Origin of the sequence: Rathayibacter sp. VKM Ac-2857 (assembly GCF_013205025.1) — a bacterium.
GTDB lineage: Bacteria > Actinomycetota > Actinomycetes > Actinomycetales > Microbacteriaceae > Rathayibacter.
Genome location: NZ_JABMLE010000001.1, coordinates 185,112 through 211,196 on the forward strand (window position 1 = coordinate 185,112; position 26,085 = coordinate 211,196).

Here is a 26,085-nt window from a genome sequence, read left to right on the forward strand (position 1 = left end):
TGAGTCTGCTGACCAACCCTGCTGGTGACGTCGGGTCTCGATACGCCCCTGCGGGGCTACTCGACCAGCATGACGCGGCGCAGCCGCGTCCCTTCACTCACCACCGAGACGCGAAGCGGCTTCCCCGCTGGATACGCCGCTCCGCGGCTACTCGGCCAGGATGCCGGCGTCAGCCGGCGGCCGCGACCAGGCCGAGCTCGGCCGAGCGGGCGAGCAGCGGGTGCCGCGGCACGACGCGCACGGTGTAGCCGAACGAGCCGCTGCGGTCGAGGACGATCTCGCCCGCGTAGGGCACGCGGCCGACCGCGTCGGCGGGCACGACCGCGCCCGACTCCTCCGCGACCTCGAGCTCGTGCAGGCGCACGTCGACGAGCGAGCCGTCCGCGGCGGTGGTGCCGGAGACGACCTGCACGGTGACGTCCTCGGGCGAGAGCTCACCGAGCCGGACGCCCGCACGCAGGGCGAGCCGGTCCCCGCGCTGGGGCACCGCGTCGATGCCGCCGGACTCGACCGACGCGACGGCCACGCCCGGCCAGCCCGCGCGCACCCGCTGCTTCCAGGCCGACAGCTCCTTGGCCGGCTCGAAGTGGTCGGCCGCGATCTCGCGCCCGGCCTCGGCGGCGGGGTGGTAGAGCGCCTCCACGTACTGGCGCACCATCCGCTCGGCCGACAGCTCCGGCGAGAGCGTCGACAGCGTGTGCCGGATCGAGCGCACCCAGCGGCGCGGCACTCCGTCGTGGTCGCGCTCGTAGTAGCGCGGCACGACCTCGCTCTCGAGCAGCTCATAGAGCGCATCCGCCTCGAGCGTGTCGCGCGACTCCGGGTCGAGGTCGCGGTCCGAGGACGGGATCGCCCAGCCGTTCTCGCCGTCGAAGTACTCGTTCCACCAGCCGTCGAGGATCGACAGGTTCAGCGAGCCGTTCAGCGCCGCCTTCATCCCGGAGGTGCCGCAGGCCTCGAGCGGACGCAGCGGGTTGTTCAGCCAGACGTCGGTGCCCGGGTAGAGCAACTGGGCCATCGCGATGTCGTAGTCGGGCAGGAAGACCATGCGCCGGCGCACGTCCGGCTCCTGCGCGAAGCGGACCAGCTTCTGGATCAGCCGCTTCCCCTCCTCGTCAGCCGGGTGCGACTTGCCGGCGATGACGATCTGGATCGGGTGCTCGGGGTGGGTCAGCAGCGCGCGCAGCCGCTCCGGGTCGTGCAGCATCAGCGTCAGCCGCTTGTAGGTGGGCACCCGCCGGGCGAAGCCGATGGTGAGCACGTCCGGGTCGAGCAGCTCGTCCAGCCAGGCCGGAGTGAGGCCGCCCGGGTTCTGCTCGCGCCAGGAGCGCGCGGCGCGGGTTCGGGCGTCGCGCACCAGCTGCTCGCGCATCGACCGCCGCGCCTGCCAGAGCTCGCCGTCGCTGAGGGCGCCCGAGGCCCAGTCGGCGCGGGTGGTGTCGTCGGTGCCGAGCCGGTCGCGGGCGAGGCCGCGGAGGATCGGATCGGTCCAGGTCGCCGCGTGCACGCCGTTGGTGACCGAGCCGATCGGCACCTCCGCCGTGTCGAAGCCCGGCCAGAGGCTGGAGAACATCGAGCGGCTCACCTCGCCGTGCAGCTTCGAGACGCCGTTGGAGCGCTGCGCCAGGCGGAGCCCCATGAACGCCATGTTGAAGACGTCGCTCGCGCCGCCCGTGGTCGACTCGGAGCCCAGCGCCAGGACGTCCTCGATCTGGACGCCCGGCAGCAGCTCGGTGGTGAAGTACTGCTCGATCATCCCGCGGTCGAAGCGGTCGATGCCCGCCGGCACGGGCGTGTGCGTCGTGAAGACGGTGCTCGCGCGGACGACCTGCAGCGCCTGGTCGAAGTCGAGGCCCGAGCCGATCAGGCCGGAGATGCGCTCGAGACCCTGGAAGCCCGCGTGCCCCTCGTTGGTGTGGAACACCTCCGGCAGCGGAGTGCCCGAGACCTCGGCCCACAGCTCGAGGGCGCGCACGCCGCCGATGCCCAGCAGCATCTCCTGCAGGAGGCGGTGCTCGCCGCCGCCGCCGTAGAGCCGGTCGGTGACCGTGCGCAGGGCGTCCTCGTTCTCGCGGACGTCCGTGTCGAGCAGCAGCAGCGTCACCCGGCCCACCTCGGCCCGCCAGACCCGCGCGTAGAGCGCGCGCCCGTCGGGCAGGGCCAGCACGATCCGCGCCGCGGAGCCGTCGGCCATCCGCACGATCCGCAGCGGCAGGCCGTCGGGGTCGAGCGAGGGGTAGGACTCGAGCTGCCAGCCGTCGGCCGAGAGCCCCTGGGCGAAGTAGCCCGAGCGGTAGAAGAGGCCGACGCCGGTCAGCGGGACGCCGAGGTCCGAGGAGGCCTTGAGGTGGTCGCCCGCGAGGATGCCCAGGCCGCCGGAGTACTGCGGGAGCGCGGCGGCGATGCCGAACTCGGGTGAGAAGTAGGCGATCGAGCGCGGCGCCGACTCCGGCAGCGACTGGTACCAGCGCGGCTCGGTGCGGTAGCGCTCGAGATCGTCGCGGAGGCGCCAGGCGTCGTCGACGAAGCCCTGGTCGCGGGCGAGCTCGGCGAGGCGCTCGGGCGCGATCGCGCCGAGGAGGGCGGTCGGGTCTCCGGTGCCGCGCTGCCACAGCTCGGGATCCGCCCGCTCGAACAGGCGGCGGGTCGGCTCGTGCCAGGCCCAGCGCAGGTTGCCCGCCAGCTCGCCGAGCGCGGACAGCTCGGGCGGCAGGACCGATCGGACGGTGAAGCGGCGGATGGCCTTCACGGCACTCCTCGACTCTCTGCCGATACGACGACCGGCTGATTCCGGCGACTGCGGACCCCGGTGAGCACCCCCTGCGGACGGCCGGGGCGGTCGCGCTCGCACACTGTAGCGGAGTGCCCGCGACCGCCGTCGACCGTGGCGCGGGCCCTTTTGCACAGCGGCGCGGGGCTCCGCAACCGGCGTGCCAAAGGCACCGCCGGTCGCTACTGTCGTGACGTGGCTCAGACACCTTTCGGCAAGGCTTCGCACGGCAAGGACGCACGACGAGCGGCTCGGGGAGGTGCGGCCCGGGAGGAGACTCCCGCCGCGCAGACTCCTCCGTCGCCGGAGGCGGCGGCACAGGATGCGCAGCGCACTGCACCGGCTCCGGCCGTGCAGGCGCAGGCGCCCGTGGCACCGGGGACGGCCGCCGCGGCGCCGGCTCCCGAGGCCGCGGCGGAGACCGCGGAGCAGTCCCCTCCGACCGGCTCCGGCTACCGGGTGCGCGCCGAGCGGATCCCGATCATCGACCCGCAGCCGCGGCTCGAGGACGACCGGTGGCCCGCCAAGGCCTTCGTCGGCGAGGTCGTCCCGTTCGCGGCGACCGCGTTCCGCGAGGGGCACGACCTGATCGGCGTCGACCTGCTGCTCACCTCCCCCGCCGGCACCGAGTCGGAGCACCGGATGGCGCTGATCGCCACCGGCACCGACCGCTACGGGCGGCTCGTCCTCCTCGACCACGAGGGCGACTGGAGCTACCGCGTCCGCGCCTTCGCCGACGACTGGGCGACCTGGCTGCACACCGCCGAGGTCAAGATCCCGGCCGGCCTCGACATCGCCGTCACCTTCGCGATCGGCGAGAGCCTCCTCCGCACCGCGGCCGGCGACGACGCCCGCTCGGAGGCCGAGCGCTCCCTCCTCTCCGACGCGGCCTCCACGGTCGCCGACTCCTCGCTTCCGCCCGAGGCCCGCCTCGCGGCGGCCGAGGACCCCGCCGTCCACGGCGCGTTCACCGCACGCCCGGTCATGAGCCTCGCGAGCGTCTCGGAGCCGCGCACCGTGCACGTCGAGCGCACCCGCGCCGGCGTCGGCGCCTGGTACGAGTTCTTCCCCCGCTCCGAGGGCGCCGTGCGCCACGAGGACGGCACCGTCACCTCCGGCTCCTTCCGCACCGCGATCGACCGTCTCCCGGCCGTCGCCGCGATGGGCTTCGACGTGCTCTACCTCCCGCCGATCCACCCGATCGGCCGGAACTTCCGCAAGGGACCGAACAACACGCTGGACGCCGGCCCGGACGACCCCGGCTCGCCGTGGGCGATCGGCGCCCCCGAGGGCGGGCACGACGCGATCCACCCGGACCTCGGCACGGTCGAGGACTTCACCGCGTTCCACGACGCGGTCACCGCCGCGGGCCTCGAGCTCGCGCTCGACTTCGCGCTGCAGGCCTCGCCCGACCACCCCTGGGTGACCAGCCACCCCGAGTGGTTCACGACGCTCCCCGACGGCTCGATCGCCTACGCCGAGAACCCGCCGAAGAAGTACCAGGACATCTATCCGATCAACTTCGACAACGACCCCGAGGGCATCCGCCAGGAGGCGCTGCGCGTCCTGCGGTACTGGATCTCGCTCGGCGTGAAGATCTTCCGCGTCGACAACCCGCACACCAAGCCGCTCGACTTCTGGGAGTGGATCATCCACGAGGTCAACGCCGAGAACCCCGAGGTCGTCTTCCTCGCGGAGGCGTTCACCCGCCCGGCGATCATGCGGGCGCTCGGCAAGGTCGGCTTCCAGCAGTCGTACTCGTACTTCACCTGGCGCAACACCAAGGAGGAGCTCGAGGAGTTCTTCACGAGCATCTCGCACGAGACGGCCGACTACATGCGGCCGAACCTCTTCGTGAACACACCGGACATCCTCACCGAGTACCTCCAGTACGGCGGCCGCTCGGCCTACAAGGTCCGCGCCGCGCTCGCCGCGACGGCTTCGCCGCTCTGGGGCGTCTACGCCGGCTACGAGCTGATCGAGAACGTCGCGCGCCCGGGCGCCGAGGAGAACATCGACAACGAGAAGTTCGAGTACAAGACGCGCGACTGGGCCGCGGCCGACGCCGCCGGCACCACGATCGCCCCGTACATCACCCGGCTCAACGAGATCCGCCGGGCGCACCCCGCGCTCGCGCAGCGGCGCAACCTGCAGGTGCACGGCAGCGACGACGACGCGATCCTCGTCTACTCCAAGCACCTGGACCGCGCGTTCACCGGCACCGGATCGGACGACACCCTCCTGGTCGTCGTCAACACCGACCCGCACTCGGCGCGCGAGACCACGGTGCACATCGACCTGCCGGCCCTCGGCCTGGACTGGAGCGCGACCTACGAGGTCGAGGACCTGATCACCGGTGCCGTCTGGACCTGGGGCAGCGACAACTACGTGCGGCTCGACTCCTTCGTCGAGCCCGTGCACATCCTGAGCGTGAAGGCGGACGGACGATGACGGTTCCCGAGGACAACGGCACGAGCCCGGTCGAGAGCACGGACAAGACGGCGCAGAACGCCGTCCCCGCGGAGGCCGGCAGCCCGGCCGACGCGGCGGGCGTCGAGCCGCGCACGGAGACGGTCGTCACGACGGGCACGAGCTCGGCGACGACCACGGGCGCGCACGTCGCGGAGCCCGCGGCCGACGAGGCGTCGGCAGTGCCCGAGCGGCTCACCCCGCCCGAGCCCGTCGCACCGCCGGAGCCGCTCCTGCCGCCCGAGCCGACCGCGGCGTCCGCGACCCCCGAGCCGCTGACGCCTCCGGAGCCGACCGCACCGGCCGCTTCGGCGCACGACTCCGCGCCGGCGCCGGACTCCGACGTCGACGCGCTCCCCGAGTTCCCCGAGTGGGTGCTCCAGCAGCTCGCGACCGGCAGCAACGCGCTCCCCCACGACGTCCTCGGGCAGCACGCGCTCCCCGGCGGTGGCGCCGTCGTCCGCGTCCGCCGTCCGCTCGCCGACGCCGTGACGGCCGTCCTGGCCGGCGGCGTCCGCGTCGAGCTCGAGCACCTGCACGACGGCCTCTGGCAGGGCGTCCACGACGAGGACCCGCAGGCGTACACCGTCGAGGCGCACTACGGCGACGGCTCCCTTTGGACCGCCGAGGACCCGTACCGCTTCTCGAAGACCGTCGGCGACTTCGACCTCTACCTGATCGGCGAGGGCCGGCACGAGCGACTCTGGGAGGCGCTCGGCGCGCGGCACCGCGAGCACGAGGGCGTCTGGGGCACCTCGTTCGCCGTCTGGGCGCCGCACGCCCAGGCCGCCCGCGTCGTCGGCGACTTCAACGAGTGGAGCGGCGAGGGCCACGCCCTGCGCAACCTCGGCGTCAACGGCGTCTGGGAGATCTTCGTGCCCGGCGTCGAGCCCGGCGCCTCCTACAAGTTCGACCTGCTCTCGCGCGACGGCCGCTGGGTCCGCAAGGCCGACCCGATGGCCCGGGCGACGGAGGTGCCGCCGGCGACCGCTTCGCGCGTCCCCGTCTCGCACCACCAGTGGGGCGACTCCGGCTGGATGGAGCAGCGCGCGAGCGTCGACCCGCACACGCAGCCGATCAGCGTCTACGAGATGCACCTCGGCTCCTGGAAGCCCGGTCTCGGCTACCGCGACCTCGCGGACCCCCTGATCGAGTACGTCACCACGCTGGGCTTCACCCACGTCGAGTTCATGCCGCTCGCCGAGCACCCGTTCGGCGGCTCCTGGGGCTACCAGGTCACCGGCTACTACGCCGCGTCGAGCCGCTTCGGCACCGCCGACGACCTCAAGTACCTGATCGACCGGCTGCACCAGGCCGGCATCGGCGTGCTCGTCGACTGGGTGCCCGGGCACTTCCCGAAGGACGACTTCGCGCTCGCCCGCTTCGACGGCGAGCCCCTCTACGAGCACCCGGACTGGCGCCGCGGCGAGCAGATGGACTGGGGCACCTACGTCTTCGACTTCGGGCACACCCAGGTCCGCAACTTCCTCGTCGCGAACGCGCTGTTCTGGCTCGAGGAGTTCCACGTCGACGGCCTCCGGGTCGACGCCGTGGCGTCGATGCTCTACCTCGACTACTCCCGCAAGGAGGGCGAGTGGCTGCCCAACGAGTTCGGCGGCCGCGAGAACCTCGAGGCGATCAGCTTCCTGCAGGAGGTGAACGCCACCGCCTACAAGCTCTATCCCGGCATCATGATGATCGCCGAGGAGTCGACCAGCTGGCCCGGCGTCACCCAGCCCACCGTCTCCGGCGGGCTCGGCTTCGGGCTCAAGTGGAACATGGGCTGGATGAACGACTCGCTGCGCTACATGGCGAACGACCCGCTCTGGCGCCAGTACCACCTGGGCGAGATCACCTTCTCGTTCGTCTACGCGTTCAGCGAGCACTTCGTCCTGCCGATCAGCCACGACGAGGTCGTGCACGGCAAGGGCTCGCTGATCCAGAAGATGCCGGGCGACCACTGGCAGCAGCTGGCGAACGTGCGCGCCTACCTCGCGTTCATGTGGGCGCACCCCGGCAAGCAGCTGCTCTTCATGGGCCAGGAGTTCGGGCAGTACTCCGAATGGTCCGAGGAGCGCGGGCTGGACTGGTGGATCCTCGACCAGCCCAGCCACCGCGGGCTGTGGAGCCTCGTCGGCGAGCTGAACCGCGTGTACCGCGAGGTCCCGTCGCTGAACGAGCTCGACAACGACCAGGCCGGCTTCGAGTGGATCGACGGCGGTGCCGCGGCGCCGAACGTGATCTCGTTCCTCCGCAAGGACAAGGCCGGCCGCTCGGTCGCGGTCATCGTGAACTTCTCCGGCTCGCCGGTGCACGGCTACCGCGTCGGCCTCCCCGAGGCCGGCCGCTGGGAGGAGCTGCTGAACACGGACGCCGAGATCTACGGCGGCTCGGGCGTCGGCAACTTCGGCGCCGTGGAGGCCCGCGACGAGCCGTGGGCCGGGCGGCCCGCCTCGGCCGAGCTGATCCTGCCCCCGCTCGGAGCGCTCTTCCTGCGCCACATCGGCTGACCGCAGCCCGACCCGCACGACGGCGGGCGGAGCGGACGCTCGCGCGTCCGACCCGCCCGTCGTCGTTCACCCGGCAGCCCGCGCCCGCGTCGCCAGACCTGCCGAGCCTCGCGCAGCCACTCAGTGGCGACCGTGGTGCGCCGGCGCGTGCGGCCGGGAGGGCTGAGGTCGCGTCGGCGCTCGTTCCTGCGAGGGGGCCGCCGGCGGAGCCTTCCCGGCGCTCGACCCCTCACCGGCGACCGGTGGCTTCGCGGCCTCCGGAGCGACGGCCGATGGCTTCGCGGCCTCCGGAGCCACGACCGGAGCCTTCTCGGCCTCCGGAGCGACGACCGGTGGCTTCTCGGCCTCCGGAGCGACGCCTGCAGCCGGAACCCTGCCCGAGCTCGGTCCCTCGACGGCGACCGGAGCCTTCTCGCCCTCTGCACGGCCCGCGGCCGGAACGGTGTTCCGGTTCTCCTCTTTCGCGGTCACCTCGCAGAGGACGCACTCCTGGGCAGAGGAGGTCGCGGCGGGAGGTCCCGCGAGGGGAACGCTCTTCCCGGCCCAAACGTCCTCGAGGGACCGCTCGAGGCGGAGGTTCGCCGACTCGAGGGGATGGAGGAGATCCTCCGTCCCGAGTGGCCCGCGCACCTCGAACACTCCGACCGAGCTGATCGCCGCGCCGGTACCGATCACTCGCCTCATCGCGGTGTACTCGCTGCGTGTGGGGAGGTTCAGTGCCGCAGCCACCCTGACCTCGGTGGGATGCTGCGTCACCAGCCGGTCGATGGCCTGCTTGCGGCGAGCCAAAGCCTCCTGCTCGTGAGGCGGAGCGTCCTTCGCAGCCCACTCATCGAAATCTGCACGGTCGAGTGCCCCCGCCAGGTAGGGATTGGCCACGCGCTCGAAGTCCGACGCCTCGAACTCCCCGTCGCTGCCCTCGCCGCCTGCGAGGCCGGCGTGCTTCACAGCCTCGAGGCCCCGAGCGCCACCGGTCGTCACCAGCTCCGAGACCCTGATCGAGAGGTCCCGCTCGGCTTCCGTCGTTCCCGGCGAGCGCAGGTCTCCGGATCGCAGCGGTGTGGCGACGACCGCCTCGGTGCTGCGGTCGATGTTCGCGCCGGCGAGGGACTGCACGGAGTGGTAGAGCTCGTGAGCGAAGACGACCGTCGGCGAGAACAGGCGGATCTCGCCCGTCCGGGAGTCGAAGTAGGACAGGGCGCGGTCGGGGTCGAAGTGCAGGACGCTGTCGGAGCCCCCGCCGCCGACGGCCTCGTCCCTGTTCAGCGCCACCGATACCCACCGGGCGGCCGGTGCGATCAGGACCCGCACGCTGGACAGGTTGCCGTCGCTGTCCAGGAACCGATTGCCGTTCGCCTTCTTCGCCCCCAGAAGATCCGGGACGGCCTCCACGAGACTCCTCGCGGGCTCCGTCGACCGCAGCTGGTCGATCATCGACCGCACGAGCCAGTAGGTGCGCAGTCCCGCCTGCGGCGACTCCGTCTGTCCGCCGTCGCGAGGCCGGGCGGCGACCGCGATTCCGGGTGCCACCTCCCAGGACTCGTAGACGGAGCCGGTGGTCGGATCCTTCACGAGCGTGAACGAGGACGGCCGCAGCAGGTCACCGCCGGGCATCGCCGCGGCACCGCTCGCGGTGAAGAGCGCGCTGAAGCCGACGAGCGCCGCGACGACGACGCTCGGAAGGAGCATCGCGCCACGGCTCGTGACGGAGGATCGAGAGTGGGTGGTCGCTTCGGGACGGCGTCGGATCAGGGCTGGGAGCAGAGGCACGGCAGTACAGTACTGAGCACCGGACGGGCGCTCACGGGCGTGGCGCGGGATCGACGACCGGCCCGGCGGCCGCCCGTCAGGCGGACTCCGCCCGGACGACCGCAGTCCGTCGCGTGTCGATCAGGACGATGCCGCCGAGGATGACGAGCGCGAGCGAGACCGACGCGAGGGTGTCGGTGAGCCAGTGGTAGCCGAGGTAGAGGCGGGCGACGACCTGACCGGCGATCATCCCGAGCGAGAGCGCGAAGCCGCCGATCGCCCAGACCGGCGAGGAGCGGCGCGACGCGAGCAGGAAGGTCGTGATCAGGAAGAAGTCGCAGACGCCGGTGACGTGCCCGGACGGGAACGAGAAGGTGCCGTCCGCCCCGAGGAGCATGTGCTCGACGGGCGGTCGCACGCGCTGCACCAGGTGCGCGGCGAGCTGAACGCTGAGCATCCCCGTCACCATCCCGCCGGCGAGCAGGAGCGGCCGCCAGAGGTGGCGGGCGAGCGCGATCCAGAGCACCAGCATGCCGAGGATGATGATCGGCAGGAGGACCGGGCCGAACACCGTGGCCAGCGTGTCCATCACGACGGTCCCCTCGGCGAAGCGCTTCGCTCGGAACCACTCGGAGACCGCCGGGTCGAGCACGGCCAGGCCGGTGCCCGTCGCCACCTGCACGGTCAGCGCGGCGAAGAGCACGAGCCCGACCGCGACCGACCCGCTTCCCGCGCGCATCAGCCGGCGGCGGGCGGGTGCTGACATCTCCCGCTTCTCGACGAGGAAGCGCTGGTGGAATCGGGCGCTCGGGGAGAGGGCGGCGGTGCTCATCCGCTCACCCTAGGCGTCGGCGGGCTCGGCACCGTCCGCTGCTCATCCTTCGCGCCCGCCCTCCCCGACCGCGCCCTCGGGAGCGGCCGCCCTCGCGGACTGCCCGCTGGCAACCCCCTGGCCTCCCGTGACGCGGAGAGGAGAGGGTCGCTGCATGACTCGATCGAGCACCCCCTCCCGCCCGGAGTCGCGGGGATGGCGCGCCCTGGGCCCGCGCGCCGCCCGGAACGCCTGGTCGGGCGCGCTCTTCGGCCTCGGCCTCGCGGCGTTCGTCGACGAGACCGTGTTCCACCAGCTGCTGCACTGGCACCACTTCTTCGACCTCGGCACGCCGGAGCTCGGGCTCGTCTCGGACGGGATCTTCCACGCCGTGGGCTGGTTCGCGGCGATCGGAGGTCTGTTCCTCTTCGCGGATCTGCGGCGGCGCGGGGCGCTGGAACCGCTGCGCTGGAGTGGAGCGGTGCTCCTCGGCGCGGGTGCGTTCCAGCTCTACGACGGCACCGTCCAGCACAAGCTGCTCGGACTGCATCAGATCCGGTACGTCCACGACCTGCTGCCCTACGACCTGGTGTGGAACACCGTCGCCGCAGTACTGATCCTCGCGGGAGTCGTGCTGCTCGTACGGGCGAGGACGGCCGCCGCGCGGAGGCGCGAGGCGTCGTGATCCCGTCCGCGCTCGACGGACCGGGCCACGCCCACGGCCACGCCGTCCCCCTCGAGCCGGTCCTGCTCCTGCTCGCGGTCTCGGGCGTGCTCGCCTACGCCGGCGCCGCCGCGGTGTCCGGCCGCCGGGGCCGACCCTGGCCGGTGTACCGCGTCGTGCTGTGGACGGCGGGGATCGCCTGCGCCGCCGCGGCCGTCGTCGGACCTCTCGCCGTCGCTGCGCAGTCGAGCTTCACCTCGCACATGGCCGCCCATCTGCTCGCCGGCATGCTCGCGCCGGTGCTGCTCGTCCTCGCCGCCCCCGTCACCCTGGCCCTGCGGACGCTGAGCACGACCCCCGCCCGGCGCCTGACCCGGCTGCTGCGCAGCGCGCCCGCCCGCGTCCTCGCCCACCCGATCACCGCGACCCTCCTCAGCGCGGGCGGGCTCCAGCTGCTGTACCGCACCCCGCTCCTCGAGACGATGCACGCGGCGCCGCTGCTGCACGTCCTCGTGCACGCGCACCTCCTCCTCGCGGGCTGCCTCTTCACCACCGCGATCATCGGCGTCGACCCCCACCCCCATCCACCGGCTCGCGCGACGCAGGTGGTCGCGGTCGTCCTGGCGACGGCCTCGCACGCGATCCTCGCCAAGCAGCTCTACGCCCGGCCGCCCGTGTTCCTCGACGCCGCCGACGTGCGAGCAGGCGCGGAGCTGATGTACACGGCGGGAGGCTGGCTGGAAGCGGTGGTCGTCGTCGTCTTCTGCGCGCAGTGGTACCGGGCGGCGGGGCGACGGCTCGAGCGCGACGAGGCCGGAGCGGGCCGCCGGGAGATCCGCCGCCCCGCCTCATTGTCAAGAGCGGATAACCGCCGCCCGGATCGGGGACCATCGAGGGATGGCGACCAGCGGAGCACCCCTCGAGGGCCGGCACGTCCGATTCATCCGCTACACCCGCACCCGCGACGGCTGGACCAGCGAGACCGTGCACGGGCGCCTGGAGGGGCACACTCCGGCGACCTGGCAGCTGCGGGTCGTCGACGAACTGCGCGAGCTGGCCCGGGACGAGTGGGCGCTCTACCGCCCCTGAGGGTGAGCCCAGCGCCGCTGTCAAGATCCTCGATCGAGGCCGCTCCGTCGGACTAGCGTCGTCCGCGCCGGACTCGTGCCAGTCGAGGAGGTCGTCCGATGTCCCGCTCCCCCACCGCGTCGAGAAGACGCAGCCGCGCACTCGTCGGTGCGCTCGTTCTGCCCCTGGCCGGGTGCGCCGGCCTCGCACCGGACACGGCGGCCGCCGGTGCCACCGCCGCGGCGTTCGAGGAGGCGCTGGCGGCGGGAGACGGCTCCGCCGCGTGCGCGGCCCTGACCCCGCGGGCGGCCGAGGCGGTCGTCGAGGCCGGTACGGCATCGGCGGCGTGCCCCGACGCGATCCTCGCGCTCGGCCTCGACTCGGCCGCCGTGGGCTCCCCCCGCGCCGAGGCCTTCGGCCAGGCCGCCGTGGTCGAGCTGGGCGACGACACCGTCTTCCTCGCGGCGAGCGGCGACGGCTGGCGCGTGCGCGCCGCGGGGTGCACGGCGACCGGCGAGGACCGCCCCTTCGACTGCGTGATCGACGGCTCCTGATGCGCGGGGTGTTCACCGGCTGCCTCTGCGTGATCGGCGCCGGTCTCGTCTTCTTCCTCGCGATGGGGCTGCTGCACCGATGAGCGCCGTGACCCGGGCGCGCGGTTCCGAGCGGCACGCCGGCGCCGCTCGGGGCTTCCTGCGCGAGAACTCGCTGACCCTCGTCTTCGGCGCGCTCTTCGTGCTGTCGCTGGCCGGCCAGTCGGCCGCCGGGTTCCACGTCCACCTCGACGACCTGCGGGTCGCCGGGCTCGAGCCGGTGACGTACGCGCGCTACCTCACGTCGTCGACCTTCGTCGCCGACGTCGCCGAGAACTGGCAGTCGGAATACCTGCAGTTCTTCCTCTACATCGCGGCGACGGTCTGGTTCGTGCAGCGCGGGTCGTCGGAGTCGAAGGAGCCCGGTGAGCGCGGCCGCGCCACGGAGCAGGAGCAGCGCATGGGGCCGTGGGCCGAGGAGTCCTCCCCGCGGCCCGCGAAGCTCCCGAGCGGCCTCCGGCGCTGGCTCTACGCGCACTCCCTGCTGATCGTGATGGGGGCGGTCTTCGCCGGTTCCTGGCTCGCGCAGTCGGTCGCCGGGCACGTCGCCTACGACGAGCAGCAGCTGCTGGACCTGTCGGCGCCGGTCTCCTGGGGCGAGTACCTCGCCTCCGCCGACTTCTGGAGCCGCACACTGCAGAACTGGCAGTCCGAGTTCCTCGCGGTGGGCAGCATGGCGGCGCTCTCGGTCTACCTGCGCGAGCGCGGCTCGCCGGAGTCGAAGGCGGTCGGCGCCCCGCACGCCGAGACGGGCGGGGACGAGTGACGCGTCCTCGGGCCAGACCCAGGCGGAGAGGACGACCACCGCGGGACCTCTCCTGCCGCGGCGCAGTAGCGTCGGCCCGTGGAGGCGGCGCACACCTGCAGAGTCGCGGGAGGATGGCAAGCCCTTTCCCGTCCTGTCACCGTTTCCGTGACACTGGAGTCGATGCCGCCGACGATCCCCGCCCTCGCGATCCTCCCCGCCGCTCTCGTCGAGGTCGGACGTCGTGCCTGAGGACGGCCTGGACGGCGTGTTCGTCTCGTGGGTCGAATCGCTGCCGGAGGTCGACGACGACGAGGCGGCCGTGCTGCAGGCCGTCGGCTTCCTGAGCGCCGGCCTGCGGATCTCCGCCGACATCGCGTTCATCACATTGCGCGAGGAGGCTCGGGTGAGCGACCTGAGCCTGCCGACGATGGCCCGCGAGGTGCTCGGCCACCAGCGCATCCTCGCTACCCCGCACACCGAGGCCTGCCGCCACCCCTGACGGCCGACGCCGGATCTCGTAGGACAGATCACCTCGTCGACGTGGGCACTTACATGCTGATCGAGTAGCCCGCTCAGCGGGCGCATCGAGCGGAGGGGGCGCCTTCGGCGCCAGCGCAGGGCGGGGAAGAGACCGACTTCCTTGGGGTGGGTGGGTCTCGATACGCCCCTTCGGGGCTACTCGACCAGCATGTTCTGCGGGCGTCTCTTCCAAGTAGATCCACCACCGTCAGAACAGAAGTCTGCAGACCCGCCCTGCTGTCGTCGACGGGTCTCGATACGCCCCTCCGGGGCTACTCGACCAGCATGTCTGCGGGCGTCTCGTCCAAGTAGATCCACCACGTCGGAACAGAAGTCTGCAGACCCACCCTGCTGCCGACGCCGGGTCTCGATACGCCCCTCCGGGGCTACTCGACCAGCGAAGCCGCGCCCCGGCTGCGTCTGCGGCGCGACCCCCATGCTGATCGAGTAGCCCGCGCAGCGGGCGTATCGAGATCCACCACCGTCGGAACAGAAGTCTGCAGACCCGCCCTGCTGCCGACGGCAGGTCTCGATACGCCCCTCCGGGGCTACTCGACCAGCATGAAACGGTGCGCCACCGCATCCTTCCGGGCACCGACCGCATACCACCGCCGTCAGAACCAGCCGCTCACCCTCAAGGCGACCGGCGAGAAACGCGTGCCAGCGTTTCGCGCGAGCCGTGCGCAGGACGCTCTGTGGTTCGCGACCACACGATGTGCCGACCGCGGCGGGAGGAGCGTTCGCGCTCCTCCCGCGGACGAGCACCGCACGCGTGCCAGCGTTTCTCGCGAGCCGGACGCAGGACGCTCTGCGGAACGCGACCACAGACTAAGCCGACCGCGGCGGGAGGAGCGTTCGCGCTCCTCCCGCGGACGAGCACCGCACGCGTGCCAGCGTTTCTCGCGAGCCGGACGCAGGACGCTCTGCGGAACGCGACCACAGACTCAGCCGACCGCGGCGGGAGGAGCGCTCGCGCTCCTCCCGCAATTCAATACAGCAAGCCGGTCAGCCGCGCCCGCGCCTTGTTCACGCGCGGGTCCGTCGTTCCGACGATCTCGAAGAGCTCGAGCAGGCGGGCGCGGACGCTCGCCTTGCCGTCGACGTCGAGGCGGGGGTACATCGCGAGGAGGCGGTCGAACGCGTCCTCCACGTGGCCGCCGGAGACGTCGAGGTCGGCGACGGCGAGCTGCGCGTCGAGGTTCGCGGGCTCGGCGGCCGCGGTCGAGCGGATGTCGTCGAGGGTGCGCCCCTGGAGGCGCTGGAGCAGCCTGACCTGGGCGAGTCCGGCGACGGCGAGGTCATCGCGCGGGTTCTGCGCGATCGCCGTCTCGTACTCGGTGATCGCGGCCGAGTAGTCGCCGCGGTCGATCGCGTCGTAGGCCTCCTGGTGGTGCGGGGGCAGCGGCTCAGGGGCGGGCTCGGCGCCCGGCTCGGCGGCGGCGCCCGGGTCGACCGGGACGGTGCCGGTGACGCCCTGCTGCGCGGCGAGCTGCAGCACCTGCTCGAGCAGGTCGCGCAGCTGCTCCTCGGTGATCAGGCCGTTGAACATCGGCACCGGACGGCCGGCGATCACGGCGGCGATCGTCGGAACCGACTGCACCTGGAAGGCCTGCGCGAGCTGCGGGCTCGACTCGACGTCGACGCCGACCAGCACGAGCGCGCCGGCGTAGGAGATGACGACCTTCTCGAGCAGCGCGGTCATGCTCAGGCTCTGGTCGGACCACGAGCCGCGCAGGTCCACGATCACGGGGACGCGCGAGGACAGCTGGACGACCTGGTCGAACTCGGCGTCGCCGGCCGACAGCAGCAGCGGGTTGGTGACGGGCGGCCCCTGGGGCGCCTCCGGACCGCCGGCGGGCGCGGCGGGGGCGGCCGGTGGGGTGCGCCGGTTCACGAGGGTGGACAGGTCGACGGCGCCGCGGAGGTTTCCGGGCAGCGGGGGCAGGGGGGTGCTCACGGCAGCTGCACCACCGAGACGAGTCCTTGGCTCCATCCGAGCATGACGATCTTCTCCTCCGATCCGACGGGCGGTACGTAGAACAGCAACTGATAACCGTAGGTGGTCGCGATGCCCGTGGTCGACTTGTCGGTGCCGAGCAGGGTCTGCGAGGCGCCGGACGTCGACACGGTCGAGCCCTCGGCGGTCGGGCGGACCGTCGCGGTCTCGGCGATGCTCGCGGCGACGAGCGCGCCGGAGTCGTTGGTGGCGAGGGCGATGGTGTCCGAGGTCCCCGCCGCGTTGGTGAACTCGATCGAGGCGGTGTCCGGCAGCGCCTCGCGATCGGCGTTCTTCTTGTCGACGCCGACCTGACCGCGCAGGGTGTCGCCGTCCGCCGAGAAGGTCTCGGCGTACTGGCTGGCGTCGCCGTTCGCGAGGATGTCGGCGTAGGCCGTCCCCACGTTCTCCGGCGCGAGCTTCATCAGCCGGGAGTCGGGGGCGACGATCGAGGTGCCGACCGTCACCGGGGCGACGTCGGGGATCCGCGCGTTGGCCTCGAGCGAGATCGCGTAGTCGACCTTGTAGTCGACGCGCGGGCTGGCCTGGCTCATCATCAGCGCGATCGGCGCCTGCGTCGCGTCGGACGTGTTCTGCACGACGGCCGTGACCAGGCGCGGCCAGCTGTCGGTGTCCTGCGGCAGCACGAGGCTCACCGGCGACGCCGGAATCGCCTGGGGCGCGTCGATCGTGCCGCCCTTGGTCAGCACCTCGTAGTTCGTGGTGCGCTCGGTCAGCGCCTCGCCCTGGAAGCGCTCCGCGAGGATGCTCGCGTCGCGGGCCGCGTCGGCCGCGGCGGCCACCTCGGAGACCGAGGCGACGATCGCCTCCGCCTGCTGCGTCGTCACGACGGGGGTGGGCTCGGCGGCGACCGGCTCCGCACCGGGGGTCGCGGTGGCCGACGCCGTCGGGGTCTCGGAGGCCCCGGCGGCGAGATCGGGCCAGTAGTCGGAGCTGCAGCCGGCGAGCGCGACCGTCGCGCCCAGCGCGATCGGGAGCACGAGCAGCCGGCGGCGACGCGAGGGCTGCGCCGAGGCGATCGAGGACTGGATGCCGGCGCGCGCGCGCGGCAGGCGGACGCCGCGCGGGACCTTGCCCTGCGGGCCCTTGCGGCGCGGGCCGTGCTGGCGGCGCAGGTGCAGGAACGCCCAGATGTACAGAACGAGGCCGATCAGGAGGAAGACGGCGCCGCCGAGCAGCAGCGGCCCGGCCCACGGCGTGGCCGTGTCGACCGGCCAGCTGACGCGGATGTCGCTCGCGGCCGGGGCGGTCCCGTCGGTCGCGACGAGGAGCGAGACGTCCTCCGGGAGGTCGAGCGCGACGGTGATGCTGCCGGTGCCCTCGAACTGCTCGAGCCAGAGGTCGGAGCCGCGGGGATCGACGACGGCGGCGTCCGCCTCGGCGACGTCGGACGCGAGCGTCAGCGCCGTCCCGGTCTCCTGCTCGGCGCGCAGGGAGTCGGCGCCGTCCTCGCTCGTCGCGTAGTCGATCCGGTCGTACTCGGAGCCGCCGACCCAGCCCATCACGTCGGTCGTCGGCGCGTACGCCATCACGAGGTCGCCCTCGCCCTCGATCGTGATCGTCTGCCGGCCCGGATTGGCGCCGAGGGTGCTGCCGTCGATGACGGCGTAGGGCGCCTCGGACTCGAGCGAGGTCTGCGCGGTGAGCGACTCGGGTGGAGCCCACACCGTCCGCTGGCCGATGCCGAGCGCGATGAGCGCCGCGGCGATGACGGTGGCGATGATGGCGAAGACGAACCGCACGAAAGAACTCCTCCTGCGTTGCCGGATCGGGGGTGGCGGCCCGGGACGGCTCCGGTGACGGCCGGACCGGGGCGCGACGGCAACAGACAAAGACAGTCCAGGTTAGCGGATGGGCTCCGCCGAACCCAGGGATCGGCCGAGAGCCCCGATCGCCGGGCGCGCGGTGCGGGTGTCGGCCGGGGCCGGGCGGCACCCGCTGACTAAACTCCCTGGAGTGCCGCGACCCCACCGCGGCCGTGTTCCGGAGGAGACGACGTGGCAAGCGACGAGGCCGAATTCACCCAGGTGTTCCGTGGCTACGACCGGGACGAGGTCGACAAGGCCATCCAGGGTCTGCGCCGGGAGCTCATCCACGCCAACACCCAGGCCGCCGAGAGCGGCCGCGAGTCCAAGCGCCTCGCCTCCCGCATCGACGGGCTGGAGAAGGAGCTGCAGCAGGTCGGCGCGCCCACCTACGCGGGCCTCGGCGCCAAGCTCGAGCACACCCTGCGTGTGGCCGAGGAGCAGTCCGAGCGCATCATCGCGCAGGCCGAGAACGACGCCTCGGCGCTGCGCCGCTCCACCCGCGACGACCGCGACGGCCTGCTGAAGGACGCCCGCGACGAGGCCGAGCGCCTCGTCACGGAAGCCCGCCGCCGTGCCGACCGCACCCGCGAGGAGTCGGAGGCGCAGGCCGCCGCGACCCTCGGCAAGGCCGCCGACGACCGCGATGTGATGACGCAGGACGCCGTCCGCGAGGCCGCCGCCATCCGCGGCACCGTCGCGACCGAGGCCGCGGAGACCCGCGCGACCGCCAAGCGCGAGGCCGCCGCGATCCGCTCGGAGGCCGGCCGCGAGGCCGCCGAGATGCGCGCCGTCGCCGCCCGCGAGGTCGAGGTGGCCCGCGCCGAGGCCGCGCGCCTGGCGCAGAGCAACGAGCTGCTGCGCGCCGAGGTCGCCTCCGAGGTCGACCGCCTGCGCGCCGCCGTCACCGCCGAGGTCGCCGAGGCGCGCGCCGCGGTCGAGGCCGAGGTCCAGGCCGCCCGCGCCGACCTCGAGGCCGACGTCCTGTCGAGCCGCGCCGCCCTCGCGGCCGAGCTCGCTACGGGCCGCGCCGAGGGCGCCCGCGAGCTCGCCGACCTCCGCACCGAGCTCGCCCGAGACCGGGCCGACGCCGTCGCCCTGCTGGACGCCGAGCTGGCCGCCCTGCGCTCCGCCGCCTCCGACGAGGCCGCCGCGCTCTCGCGCGAGGTCGAGCAGGCCCGGATCGACCTGGTCGTCGAGCTCGCCGCCCGCCGCGAGGAGGCGGACCGCGACTACCTGCTCCGCCACCAGGAGGCGGTCGCCCAGACGCAGCGCTACCTCGACGAGTCGAACCTGCAGCTCGCCGACGCGATCCGCCGCGCCAACGACAAGCGCCTCGAGGCCGATGCGCTCCGCAGCGACGCCCTCGACGACGTCACGCGCCTGCGCCGCGACGCCCAGGACGAGTCGGACGCGCTGCTCGACTCCGCCCGCGACCGCGCCCGCGAGATGATCGCCGACGCCGAGCGCCGCACCCGCGAGCTGCAGAACACGGCCGAGTCCCGCCTCGACGAGATCCGCACCGAGCGCGACGCGATCGCCGGCTACGTCACGGGCCTGCGCGGCCTGATCGGCCACATCGACGGGCTGTCGGACGACTCCGACGACGACTCGAAGGACAGCGGCTCCTCGAAGGACAGCGGCTCCTCGAAGCGCTGACCGGCGCGGGCGGGCTCAGCCGAGCTCGCCCGCCCACTCCGTCGGCAGCGGCGACGACTCCGGCGCCACCACCCGCACGATCTCGTCGAGCACGCGGCGCGTCTGCGCCTCGCCGACCCAGAGGTGCTTGCCGCCGGCGACGGGCACCAGCTCGGCCTGCGGGACGGACGCGAACCGCTCGGCGGCCGCCTCCGGCCGCAGGTAGTCGTCGAACTCGGGGATCAGCGCGACCAGCGGTCGCCCGTCCTCGCCCCAGGCCGCGACCTCCTCGGCCGTCGCCCGGTGCAGCGGCGGCGAGAGCAGGATCGCCCCGTCGACGGGGTGCTCCTTCCCCCACTTGAGCGCCAGCTCGGTGCCGAAGGACCAGCCCACCAGCCAGGGGTGCGGCAGCCCGCGCTCGGCGACCAGCGCCATCGCCGCCGCGACGTCGGCACGCTCGGCGGCCCCGCCGTCGAACGCGCCCTCGCTCGTCCCGCGCGGCGAGCTCGTCCCGCGGGTGTTGAAGCGCAGCACCGCGAGGCCGGCCAGGGCGGGGAGCCGGGCGGCGGCCTTGCGCAGGATGTGCGAGTCCATGAAGCCGCCGTGCGTCGGCAGCGGATGCAGGGTGACCAGTGTGGCGACCGGCTCGCGGTCGAGCGGCAGGGCCAGCTCGCCGACGAGGGTCAGCCCGTCGGCGGTGCGCAGCTCGACGTCCTCGCGGCGGGCGGGGAGGACGACGCCTCCGCGGATCTCGTGCGTCATCGTGCTCCTTCGATCCGCCAGCAGTGTGTGTGCCAGTGGCGACGGCCGGCGAGGTCCGCGGCGTCGCCGAGTGCTCCGTCGCCACGCCAGACGACGACGTGGGCGAGGCCGATGTCGATGGTCTGGCCGCAGCCCGGGCAGAGGTAGTTCTTCACGGCGCGCGACGAGGACACGGGCTGGACGTTCCACTCCCGGCCGCGGCGCGTCTCGGTGCGGCGCCAGCCGGCCAGCATCTGCGAGAGGTCGCGCTGCTCGTCGTCGTCCTCGCGCCCGCGTCCGCGGGGTCGATTGCTGCGCGGCATGCCTCCCAGTCTAGGAGCCGCGATCCGCGCGCCCGCACTCCCGGACGCCGCCGTCCCTGTCAGTGCGAGGAGTCGTCCATCTCGAGCCGCGTCTCCTCGGCGTCGAGCATCAGCTGCGCGCGCCGCAGGATACGCGAGGAGTAGACCCCGCGACCGCGCGCCTCCAGCAGCGCCTCGCGCTCGGCGCTCAGCACCGCCCGCCGCAGGTGCAGGTACTGCCCCTGCGGACCCAGGGGGCCGTCGACGTCGCGCTCGACCTGCTCCCACGCCACCTGCGAGCGCGTCAGCGTGTCCCGGCGGACCCGCTCCAGCACGCGCTCGCCGACACTGCCCTCCGGCAGGTCCTCGACCGCCTCCGGCAGCGCCTGGATCCCGGTCGCCGCCACCTCGTCGAGCAGCGTGGCGAGCTCGCGGCGGTCGGCGTCGCCGTCGCTCCCCTGGATCCCCGTCACCCGGATGAGCGCGGGCAGCGTCGCACCCTGCAGCAGGAGCGTCACCACCGCGACCGTGAAAGCGATCAGGATGAGCTGCGAGCGGTACGGCGTCTCCTCGGGCAGCGACTGCGCCGCCGCGAGCGTGACCACGCCGCGCATCCCGGACCAGGACAGGATGACGCCGCCCCGCCAGCCGAACGCCTCGCTCGTCGTCGCCGCGAGGTCGGTCTCGCGCCGCTGATAGAGCCGCTCCGCCCGCTGCTGCCGGCGGAGGAACCGGTCGTCGCTGCTCGCGCTGTTCCGCAGCCGCATCACCCCGACCGCGAGCCGCCGGTTGATCCGCTCCGCCCGCCGCCCGGAGCCGCGGAGCCAGAGCAGCAGCGGCCAGACGAACAGGGTGCGCAGCACGATGAGGATGACGACGGTCGCGAGCCCGAGGTAGACGGCCGTGTCGACGCCGACCCCGCCCGGCTCCACCTCGCCGACGATCGCCTTGATCTCGGCGCCCATCAGCAGGAAGACGCCGTTCTCGAGCAGGAACTGCGCCGTCCGCCAGTTGACCCGCTCGCTGATCCGCGACTGCGGGCTGAGGAACCGCGCGCTGTTGTGCCCGGTGTAGATGCCGGTGACGACGACGGCGAGGACACCCGAGGCGCCGAGCTCCTCCGCCGGGATGTAGGCGAGGAAGGGGACCGCGAAGGAGACCGCGGTGTCGAGCACCGGGTCGCGCAGCTTCGAGCGCACGAAGACGGTCAGCACGCCCATGACCAGTCCGAGGACGACGGCCATCACGACCGAGTAGACGAAGAGCACGCCGACCTCGCCGATGTCGATGGCGTCGCTCGAGACGGAGGCGCCGACCACCGCGGTCGCGGCCGTCGCGGCCCGCAGCAGCACGAGGGCCGAGGCGTCGTTGACGAGGCTCTCGCCCTCGAGCACGGTGACGAGCCGCGGTGGCAGCCCGAGCTTCTTGCCGATCGAGGTGGCGGCGACCGCATCGGTCGGGCTGACCACCGCTCCGAGCGCGATGGCGGCCGGGAGGCTGAGGTCCGGCAGCAGCATGTAGAGGAAGAAGCCGACGACGAGCGCCGTGACGACCACGAGCAGGACCGAGAGCCCGAAGATCGAGCGGAGGTTCCGCCGGAAGTCGGCGAGCGGCACCTGGATCGCCGCCGAGTAGAGCAGCGGCGGCAGGACCCCCGCGAGGATCAGCTCCGGCTCGACCTCGATCTCGGGCACGCCGGGCAGATAGGACGCGCCGATGCCGATGACGACGAGGAGCAGCGGTGCCGCCACGCCGAGTCGGCTCGAGAACCGCGCGACCGTGACGACGGTGATGATCCCGACGACCCCGAGCAGCGCGTAATCCACGCGCTCAGGCTAGCGGGCCGACCGGCCGACCCCGACGAGGGGCGGCGGAGCGGTGGTCAGTACCAGCCGACGCTCTCGGAGTGCGCCCAGGCGCCGCAGGGTGAGCCGTAGCGACCCGAGATGTAGGTGAGGCCCCAGGTGATCTGGGTGGCGGCGTTGGTCTGCCAGTCGCCCGCGACGGTCGCCATCTTGCTGCCGGGGAGCGCCTGCGGGATGCCGTAGGCACCGCTCGACTTGTTCTCGGCGTAGACGTTCCAGCCCGACTCGCGGTTCCAGAGCAGGACGAGGCAGTCGTACTCGCTGTCGGCCCAGCCGCGCTGCACGATCTGGTCGTAGGCGATCGCCTTCGCCGAGCCGGGGTCCGGGGCCGCCGAGCGGGCGACGGGCGCCGCTACGGCCGACTCCTCCTCGTCCTCGACAACGGCCTTCTTCGACGACGTCGGAGTGGGGGTCGGCGTCGGAGTCGGGGTGGGAGTCGGCTTCGCCTGCGCGTCGAAGGTGTCGCGCTGGACCGTGCGCTCGACGGCCGCCTCGGCGACCACGAGGCGCTGCGCCGGGTCGCCGTTGAAGCGCTCGGGGGCCTGGTAGAAGGGCGATGCGACGGCGCCGCTCGACGGATCCACGGCACTCACGGCGACGAAGCCGATGGAGGCCGCGAAGGCGAGGAACGCCAGCGGGAGACGGGTCCGGGACCGACGAGCCACCGGGCGCTTCGACGTCTCGACCGAGGATCGGGAGACGGAAGGCTGCGCGACGGACGTTCTCTGATGCATACCCACGATCACGAAAGCATAACGGACGACCTCCCGATCCGCCAGCATCGGGCCCTCCGCTCAGCGCACCGCCAGCATCACGTCGACCACGGCGTCGAGCACGAGGTCGACCTGGGGCTCGGAGTAGCCGCCGCGCTGCGGGGCGAAGGACACCGTCCGCACGTCGTCCACGGTGAGCACGGAGCCGTCGCGGAAGTAGCCGGAGATCCGGTCGGAGAAGGCGTCGACCTGACGGATGTTGTAGCCGGTGGTCAGCACGCCGGCGCGGGTGAAGCGCTCCCGGGCAGGCCGGGCCAGGCGGTTGACGATCTCCTGCGCGGTGTCGCGGGCGCTCTGCAGCCAGGCCTCCTCGCCCTGCACCGCGATCGCGTACTGGCGCTCGCGCACCGCGAAGGCGTCCTCGAGCCGCTCGAGCGCCGCGTCGACGTGCGGCGCCGAGTAGCCGCCCTTCTTGAGCGAGAAGGCGGTGTGCCGCAGATCGGCCGCGCGCAGGTCCGCCGGTCCGCCCGAGAGCTGCGCGTAGGCGTCCCTGGCCGAGGCGAGGAAGGAGTCGACCTCGTCCGTGTCGTAGCCGGGCCGGGACTCGCGCGCGCGGGGGAAGGGAGCGTCCATCCCGTCATTCTGCCAAGACGACGGCCCGGTCCGGCAATCGGCGCGTCGGCCGAGCCGGGAGACCGGTGACCGAGCGTGCGGAGATCTCGAGCGCGACGACTCAGTGCGCGAAGACGAAGTACAGCACGTAGGCCGCGGCGGCGGACGGGAGGATCGAATCGAGTCGATCGAGGAACCCGCCGTGGCCCGGCAGCCAGGAGCTCATGTCCTTGATGCCGATGTCGCGCTTGATCAGCGACTCGGCGAGATCGCCGAGCGTCGCGGTCAGCAGGATGACGGCACCGAAGACCGCGCCGACCCACCAGGGCTGGTCGAGGAGCAGGACCGCGAGGAGGACGCCGACCCCGACACCGGCGGCCGCGGCACCCGCGAAGCCCTCCCAGGTCTTCTTCGGGCTGATCCGCGGCGCCATCGGATGCTTGCCCCAGGTCAGACCGCTGGCGTAGGCGCCGGTGTCGACCACGATCACCAGGATCAGGAAGGACAGCGCCCAGAGCTGGCCGCCCTCCTCCGCGACGAGGCGGATGGCGAAGGCGCCGAGGAAGGTGACGTAGATCTGCACGAAGGCGCCGAGGCCCACGTCGAGCAGGAGCTCGCGCCCGGTGGACCGGGTGCGGCGGAAGAGCTGCTCCCCCAGCCGCCAGAGCGCGACCAGCGCCGAGCCGCCGAGGACGGCGAACCAGGCGGCCTGCATCCCGCCGTAGTACGCCGCCGGCACGGCGACCACGGCGACGACCCCGGTGGGGATGCGCGGGATGTCGCGACCGGCCTGCCGCAGGGCGTTCGACAGCTCCAGCGCCGCCAGCAGCACCAGCGCGCCGGCCAGCACCATGAAGAGCTCTTTGATCACGAGCAGGCTGACGACCATCGCGCCGCCGCCGATCAGGCCGATGATCGTCGCGGAGACGAGATTCCGGCCGGACCGCGCGGTGAGGCGCTCGTTGGTGGCCTCGAGCTGGGCGCGGGTGGCCTCCAGCTGCCGTTCGACGTCGGCGCGCCCCTGCTGGGCCCGGGCGCGCAGGGCGTCGCGCGTGACCATCCGCGAACCCCGGGCGCCCGGAACGTGCGGCGCCGGAGCGTCGTCGCTGCTCTCGGGTTCCTCGGGGTTCACGGGCACGGAACTACACCTCGAGCAGTTCGGATTCCTTGCGCTTGAGCGCCTCGTCGATGGCGTCCACGTGCTGCTTGGTCAGGGCCTCGAGCTCCTTCTCCCCGCGGGAGAGCTCGTCGTCGCCGATGTCGCCCTTCAGCGCGTCGAGGTCGCTCTTGGCGCTGCGGCGGATGTTGCGGACCGCGATCTTCGCGTCCTCCGCCTTCGTGCGCACGATCTTCACGAACTCCTTGCGGCGCTCGGCGGTGAGCTCGGGGAGGTTGATCCGGATGACCGAGCCGTCGTTGGTCGGGTTGGCGCCGAGGTTCGGCATGTCCCGGATGGCCTGCTCGATGTCGCGGAGCGCGCCCTTGTCGTAGGGGGTGACGAGCAGGGTGCGCGCCTCGATGTTCTGCAGCGACGCGAGCTGCGACAGCGGCGTGGGCGTGCCGTAGTAGCTCACGAGCACCTTCTGGAACAGGCCCGGGTTGGCCCGGCCGGTGCGCACTGTGGAGAAGTCCTCCTTGGCGACCCCGACGGCCTTGTCCATCTTGACGGTCGCGTCGGCCAGTACATCCGAGATCACAGGGGGCTCCTTAAGAGAGAGAAGTGGTCAGTCTAGTTCGAGGCGGGAATGCCCTAGTTGGAGACCAGGGTGCCGAGTCGGGCGCCCCGGATGGCCGCCGCGACGTTGCCGGCCGGCTCCATCCCGAAGACCTGCATCGGCATCCCGTTGTCCATGCAGAGGCTGAAGGCGGTCGAGTCGACGACCTTCAGGCCGCGCTGCAGCGCTTCCAGGTAGGTGAGCGTGTCGAGCTTCTTCGCGTCCGGGTTCGTCCGCGGGTCGGCGTCGTAGACCCCGTCGACGCCGTTCTTCGCGACGAGCACGACCTCGGCGTGCGTCTCGAGCGCGCGCTGCGCGGCGACGGTGTCGGTGGAGAAGTAGGGCAGGCCCGCGCCGGCGCCGAAGATCACGACGCGGCCCTTCTCCATGTGCCGGATCGCCCGGCGGGGGATGTAGGGCTCGGCGACCTGCGTCATGGCGATCGCGGACTGGACGCGCGTCTCCGCGCCGGCCTGCTCGAGGAAGTCCTGCAGGGCGAGCGCGTTCATCACCGTGCCGAGCATGCCCATGTAGTCCGCGCGACCGCGGTCCATGCCGCGCTGCGAGAGCTCGGCCCCGCGGAAGAAGTTGCCGCCGCCGACGACCACCGAGATCTCGACCTCCGTCGCGGCGTCGGCGATCTCGCGGGCGAGAGCACTGATCACGTCCGGGTTCACACCGAGAGTGCCGGCTCCGAACGCCTCCCCCGACAGCTTCAGCAGCACCCTGCGGCGCTTGCCCGTCGTCTTCGCATCCGTCTCCGTCATGGACGTTTC

21 protein-coding genes are annotated in these 26,085 nt (G+C 72.7%); 8 read left to right on the forward strand and 13 right to left on the reverse strand.

Annotated features, from left to right (window positions below):
• Positions 1-169 precede the first annotated feature (169 nt).
• On the reverse strand, positions 170-2,749 hold the full coding sequence (glgP, locus tag HQQ86_RS00830) for an alpha-glucan family phosphorylase (RefSeq protein WP_173285673.1): 2,580 nt from the start codon (positions 2,747-2,749) through the stop codon (positions 170-172).
• A gap of 480 nt (positions 2,750-3,229) precedes the next feature.
• Between glgP and HQQ86_RS00835 the strand changes: the two genes are divergently transcribed.
• Together HQQ86_RS00835 and glgB are read left to right on the forward strand one after the other, a co-directional pair.
• A complete protein-coding gene (locus tag HQQ86_RS00835; protein ID WP_367948576.1) occupies positions 3,230-5,221 on the forward strand; it encodes an alpha-1,4-glucan--maltose-1-phosphate maltosyltransferase in 1,992 nt (663 codons plus the stop codon).
• A complete protein-coding gene (gene glgB, locus HQQ86_RS00840; RefSeq protein WP_173285675.1) occupies positions 5,218-7,749 on the forward strand; it encodes a 1,4-alpha-glucan branching protein GlgB in 2,532 nt (843 codons plus the stop codon). Before HQQ86_RS00835 ends, glgB begins: the two co-directional genes overlap by 4 nt.
• A 120-nt stretch (positions 7,750-7,869) precedes the next feature.
• Here the strand turns inward: glgB and HQQ86_RS00845 are convergent, their stop codons facing one another.
• Both HQQ86_RS00845 and HQQ86_RS00850 read right to left on the reverse strand, forming a co-directional pair.
• The gene (locus HQQ86_RS00845) at positions 7,870-9,438 is read right to left on the reverse strand and encodes a hypothetical protein (RefSeq protein ID WP_173285677.1); all 1,569 of its coding nucleotides are present in this window, start codon (positions 9,436-9,438) and stop codon (positions 7,870-7,872) included.
• Positions 9,439-9,595: 157 nt separating this feature from the next.
• Positions 9,596-10,330 carry a phosphatase PAP2 family protein gene (locus tag HQQ86_RS00850; protein ID WP_173285679.1) on the reverse strand — a complete coding sequence of 245 codons (735 nt, stop codon included), beginning with the start codon at positions 10,328-10,330 and terminating at the stop codon, positions 9,596-9,598.
• A 154-nt stretch (positions 10,331-10,484) separates the two neighbouring features.
• Here HQQ86_RS00850 and HQQ86_RS00855 point away from each other — a divergent pair, with 154 nt between their 5' ends.
• The 5 genes from HQQ86_RS00855 (at position 10,485) to HQQ86_RS00875 (ending at position 13,881) form a co-directional block, all read left to right on the forward strand.
• Complete coding sequence (locus HQQ86_RS00855) at positions 10,485-10,994, forward strand: DUF2243 domain-containing protein (protein ID WP_173285681.1); 510 nt, start codon at positions 10,485-10,487, stop codon at positions 10,992-10,994.
• Entirely contained in the window at positions 10,991-12,118 is a 1,128-nt protein-coding gene (locus HQQ86_RS00860) for a cytochrome c oxidase assembly protein (protein WP_173285683.1), read from the forward strand. The genes HQQ86_RS00855 and HQQ86_RS00860 overlap by 4 nt, the downstream gene beginning before the upstream one ends.
• A gap of 42 nt (positions 12,119-12,160) precedes the next feature.
• Positions 12,161-12,595: a hypothetical protein gene (locus HQQ86_RS00865; protein WP_173285685.1), complete on the forward strand. Its 435-nt coding sequence runs from the start codon at positions 12,161-12,163 to the stop codon at positions 12,593-12,595.
• A gap of 79 nt (positions 12,596-12,674) precedes the next feature.
• Positions 12,675-13,400, forward strand: a complete 726-nt coding sequence (locus HQQ86_RS00870) for a DUF6766 family protein (protein WP_173285687.1) — start codon at positions 12,675-12,677, stop codon at positions 13,398-13,400.
• A 223-nt stretch (positions 13,401-13,623) separates the two neighbouring features.
• Entirely contained in the window at positions 13,624-13,881 is a 258-nt protein-coding gene (locus HQQ86_RS00875; protein ID WP_173285689.1) for an ANTAR domain-containing protein, read from the forward strand.
• 1,008 nt (positions 13,882-14,889) lie between these two features.
• Here HQQ86_RS00875 and HQQ86_RS00880 read toward each other — a convergent pair.
• Both HQQ86_RS00880 and HQQ86_RS00885 read right to left on the reverse strand, forming a co-directional pair.
• Positions 14,890-15,858 (reverse strand): tetratricopeptide repeat protein, encoded by a 969-nt coding sequence (locus tag HQQ86_RS00880; protein ID WP_367948500.1) that lies wholly within the window; start codon positions 15,856-15,858, stop codon positions 14,890-14,892.
• Positions 15,855-17,660, reverse strand: a complete 1,806-nt coding sequence (locus tag HQQ86_RS00885; RefSeq protein WP_173285692.1) for a hypothetical protein — start codon at positions 17,658-17,660, stop codon at positions 15,855-15,857. Before HQQ86_RS00885 ends, HQQ86_RS00880 begins: the two co-directional genes overlap by 4 nt.
• 255 nt (positions 17,661-17,915) lie before the next feature.
• Here HQQ86_RS00885 and HQQ86_RS00890 point away from each other — a divergent pair, with 255 nt between their 5' ends.
• Positions 17,916-19,382: a DivIVA domain-containing protein gene (locus HQQ86_RS00890; RefSeq protein WP_173285694.1), complete on the forward strand. Its 1,467-nt coding sequence runs from the start codon at positions 17,916-17,918 to the stop codon at positions 19,380-19,382.
• 15 nt (positions 19,383-19,397) lie between these two features.
• Here HQQ86_RS00890 and HQQ86_RS00895 read toward each other — a convergent pair whose 3' ends face one another.
• From HQQ86_RS00895 to pyrH, 8 genes are all read right to left on the reverse strand, one after another.
• Positions 19,398-20,123, reverse strand: coding sequence for an alpha/beta hydrolase (locus HQQ86_RS00895; protein ID WP_173285696.1), 726 nt, complete (start codon positions 20,121-20,123; stop codon positions 19,398-19,400).
• Positions 20,120-20,425 carry a hypothetical protein gene (locus HQQ86_RS00900; protein WP_123445737.1) on the reverse strand — a complete coding sequence of 102 codons (306 nt, stop codon included), beginning with the start codon at positions 20,423-20,425 and terminating at the stop codon, positions 20,120-20,122. Before HQQ86_RS00900 ends, HQQ86_RS00895 begins: the two co-directional genes overlap by 4 nt.
• Before the next feature lie 59 nt (positions 20,426-20,484).
• Positions 20,485-22,230, reverse strand: coding sequence for a sodium:proton antiporter (locus HQQ86_RS00905; RefSeq protein WP_173285698.1), 1,746 nt, complete (start codon positions 22,228-22,230; stop codon positions 20,485-20,487).
• 56 nt (positions 22,231-22,286) lie between these two features.
• The gene (locus tag HQQ86_RS00910) at positions 22,287-22,934 is read right to left on the reverse strand and encodes a lytic transglycosylase domain-containing protein (RefSeq protein WP_254071974.1); all 648 of its coding nucleotides are present in this window, start codon (positions 22,932-22,934) and stop codon (positions 22,287-22,289) included.
• A 129-nt stretch (positions 22,935-23,063) separates the two neighbouring features.
• Entirely contained in the window at positions 23,064-23,615 is a 552-nt protein-coding gene (locus HQQ86_RS00915) for a DivIVA domain-containing protein (protein WP_173285702.1), read from the reverse strand.
• Positions 23,616-23,715: 100 nt separating this feature from the next.
• On the reverse strand, positions 23,716-24,732 hold the full coding sequence (locus tag HQQ86_RS00920; RefSeq protein ID WP_320527479.1) for a phosphatidate cytidylyltransferase: 1,017 nt from the start codon (positions 24,730-24,732) through the stop codon (positions 23,716-23,718).
• 4 nt (positions 24,733-24,736) lie between these two features.
• Positions 24,737-25,291, reverse strand: a complete 555-nt coding sequence (gene frr / locus HQQ86_RS00925) for a ribosome recycling factor (protein ID WP_123445733.1) — start codon at positions 25,289-25,291, stop codon at positions 24,737-24,739.
• Between the two features lie 53 nt (positions 25,292-25,344).
• Positions 25,345-26,076, reverse strand: a complete 732-nt coding sequence (pyrH, locus tag HQQ86_RS00930; protein ID WP_173285704.1) for a UMP kinase — start codon at positions 26,074-26,076, stop codon at positions 25,345-25,347.
• Between the last annotated feature and the right edge of the window lie 9 nt (positions 26,077-26,085).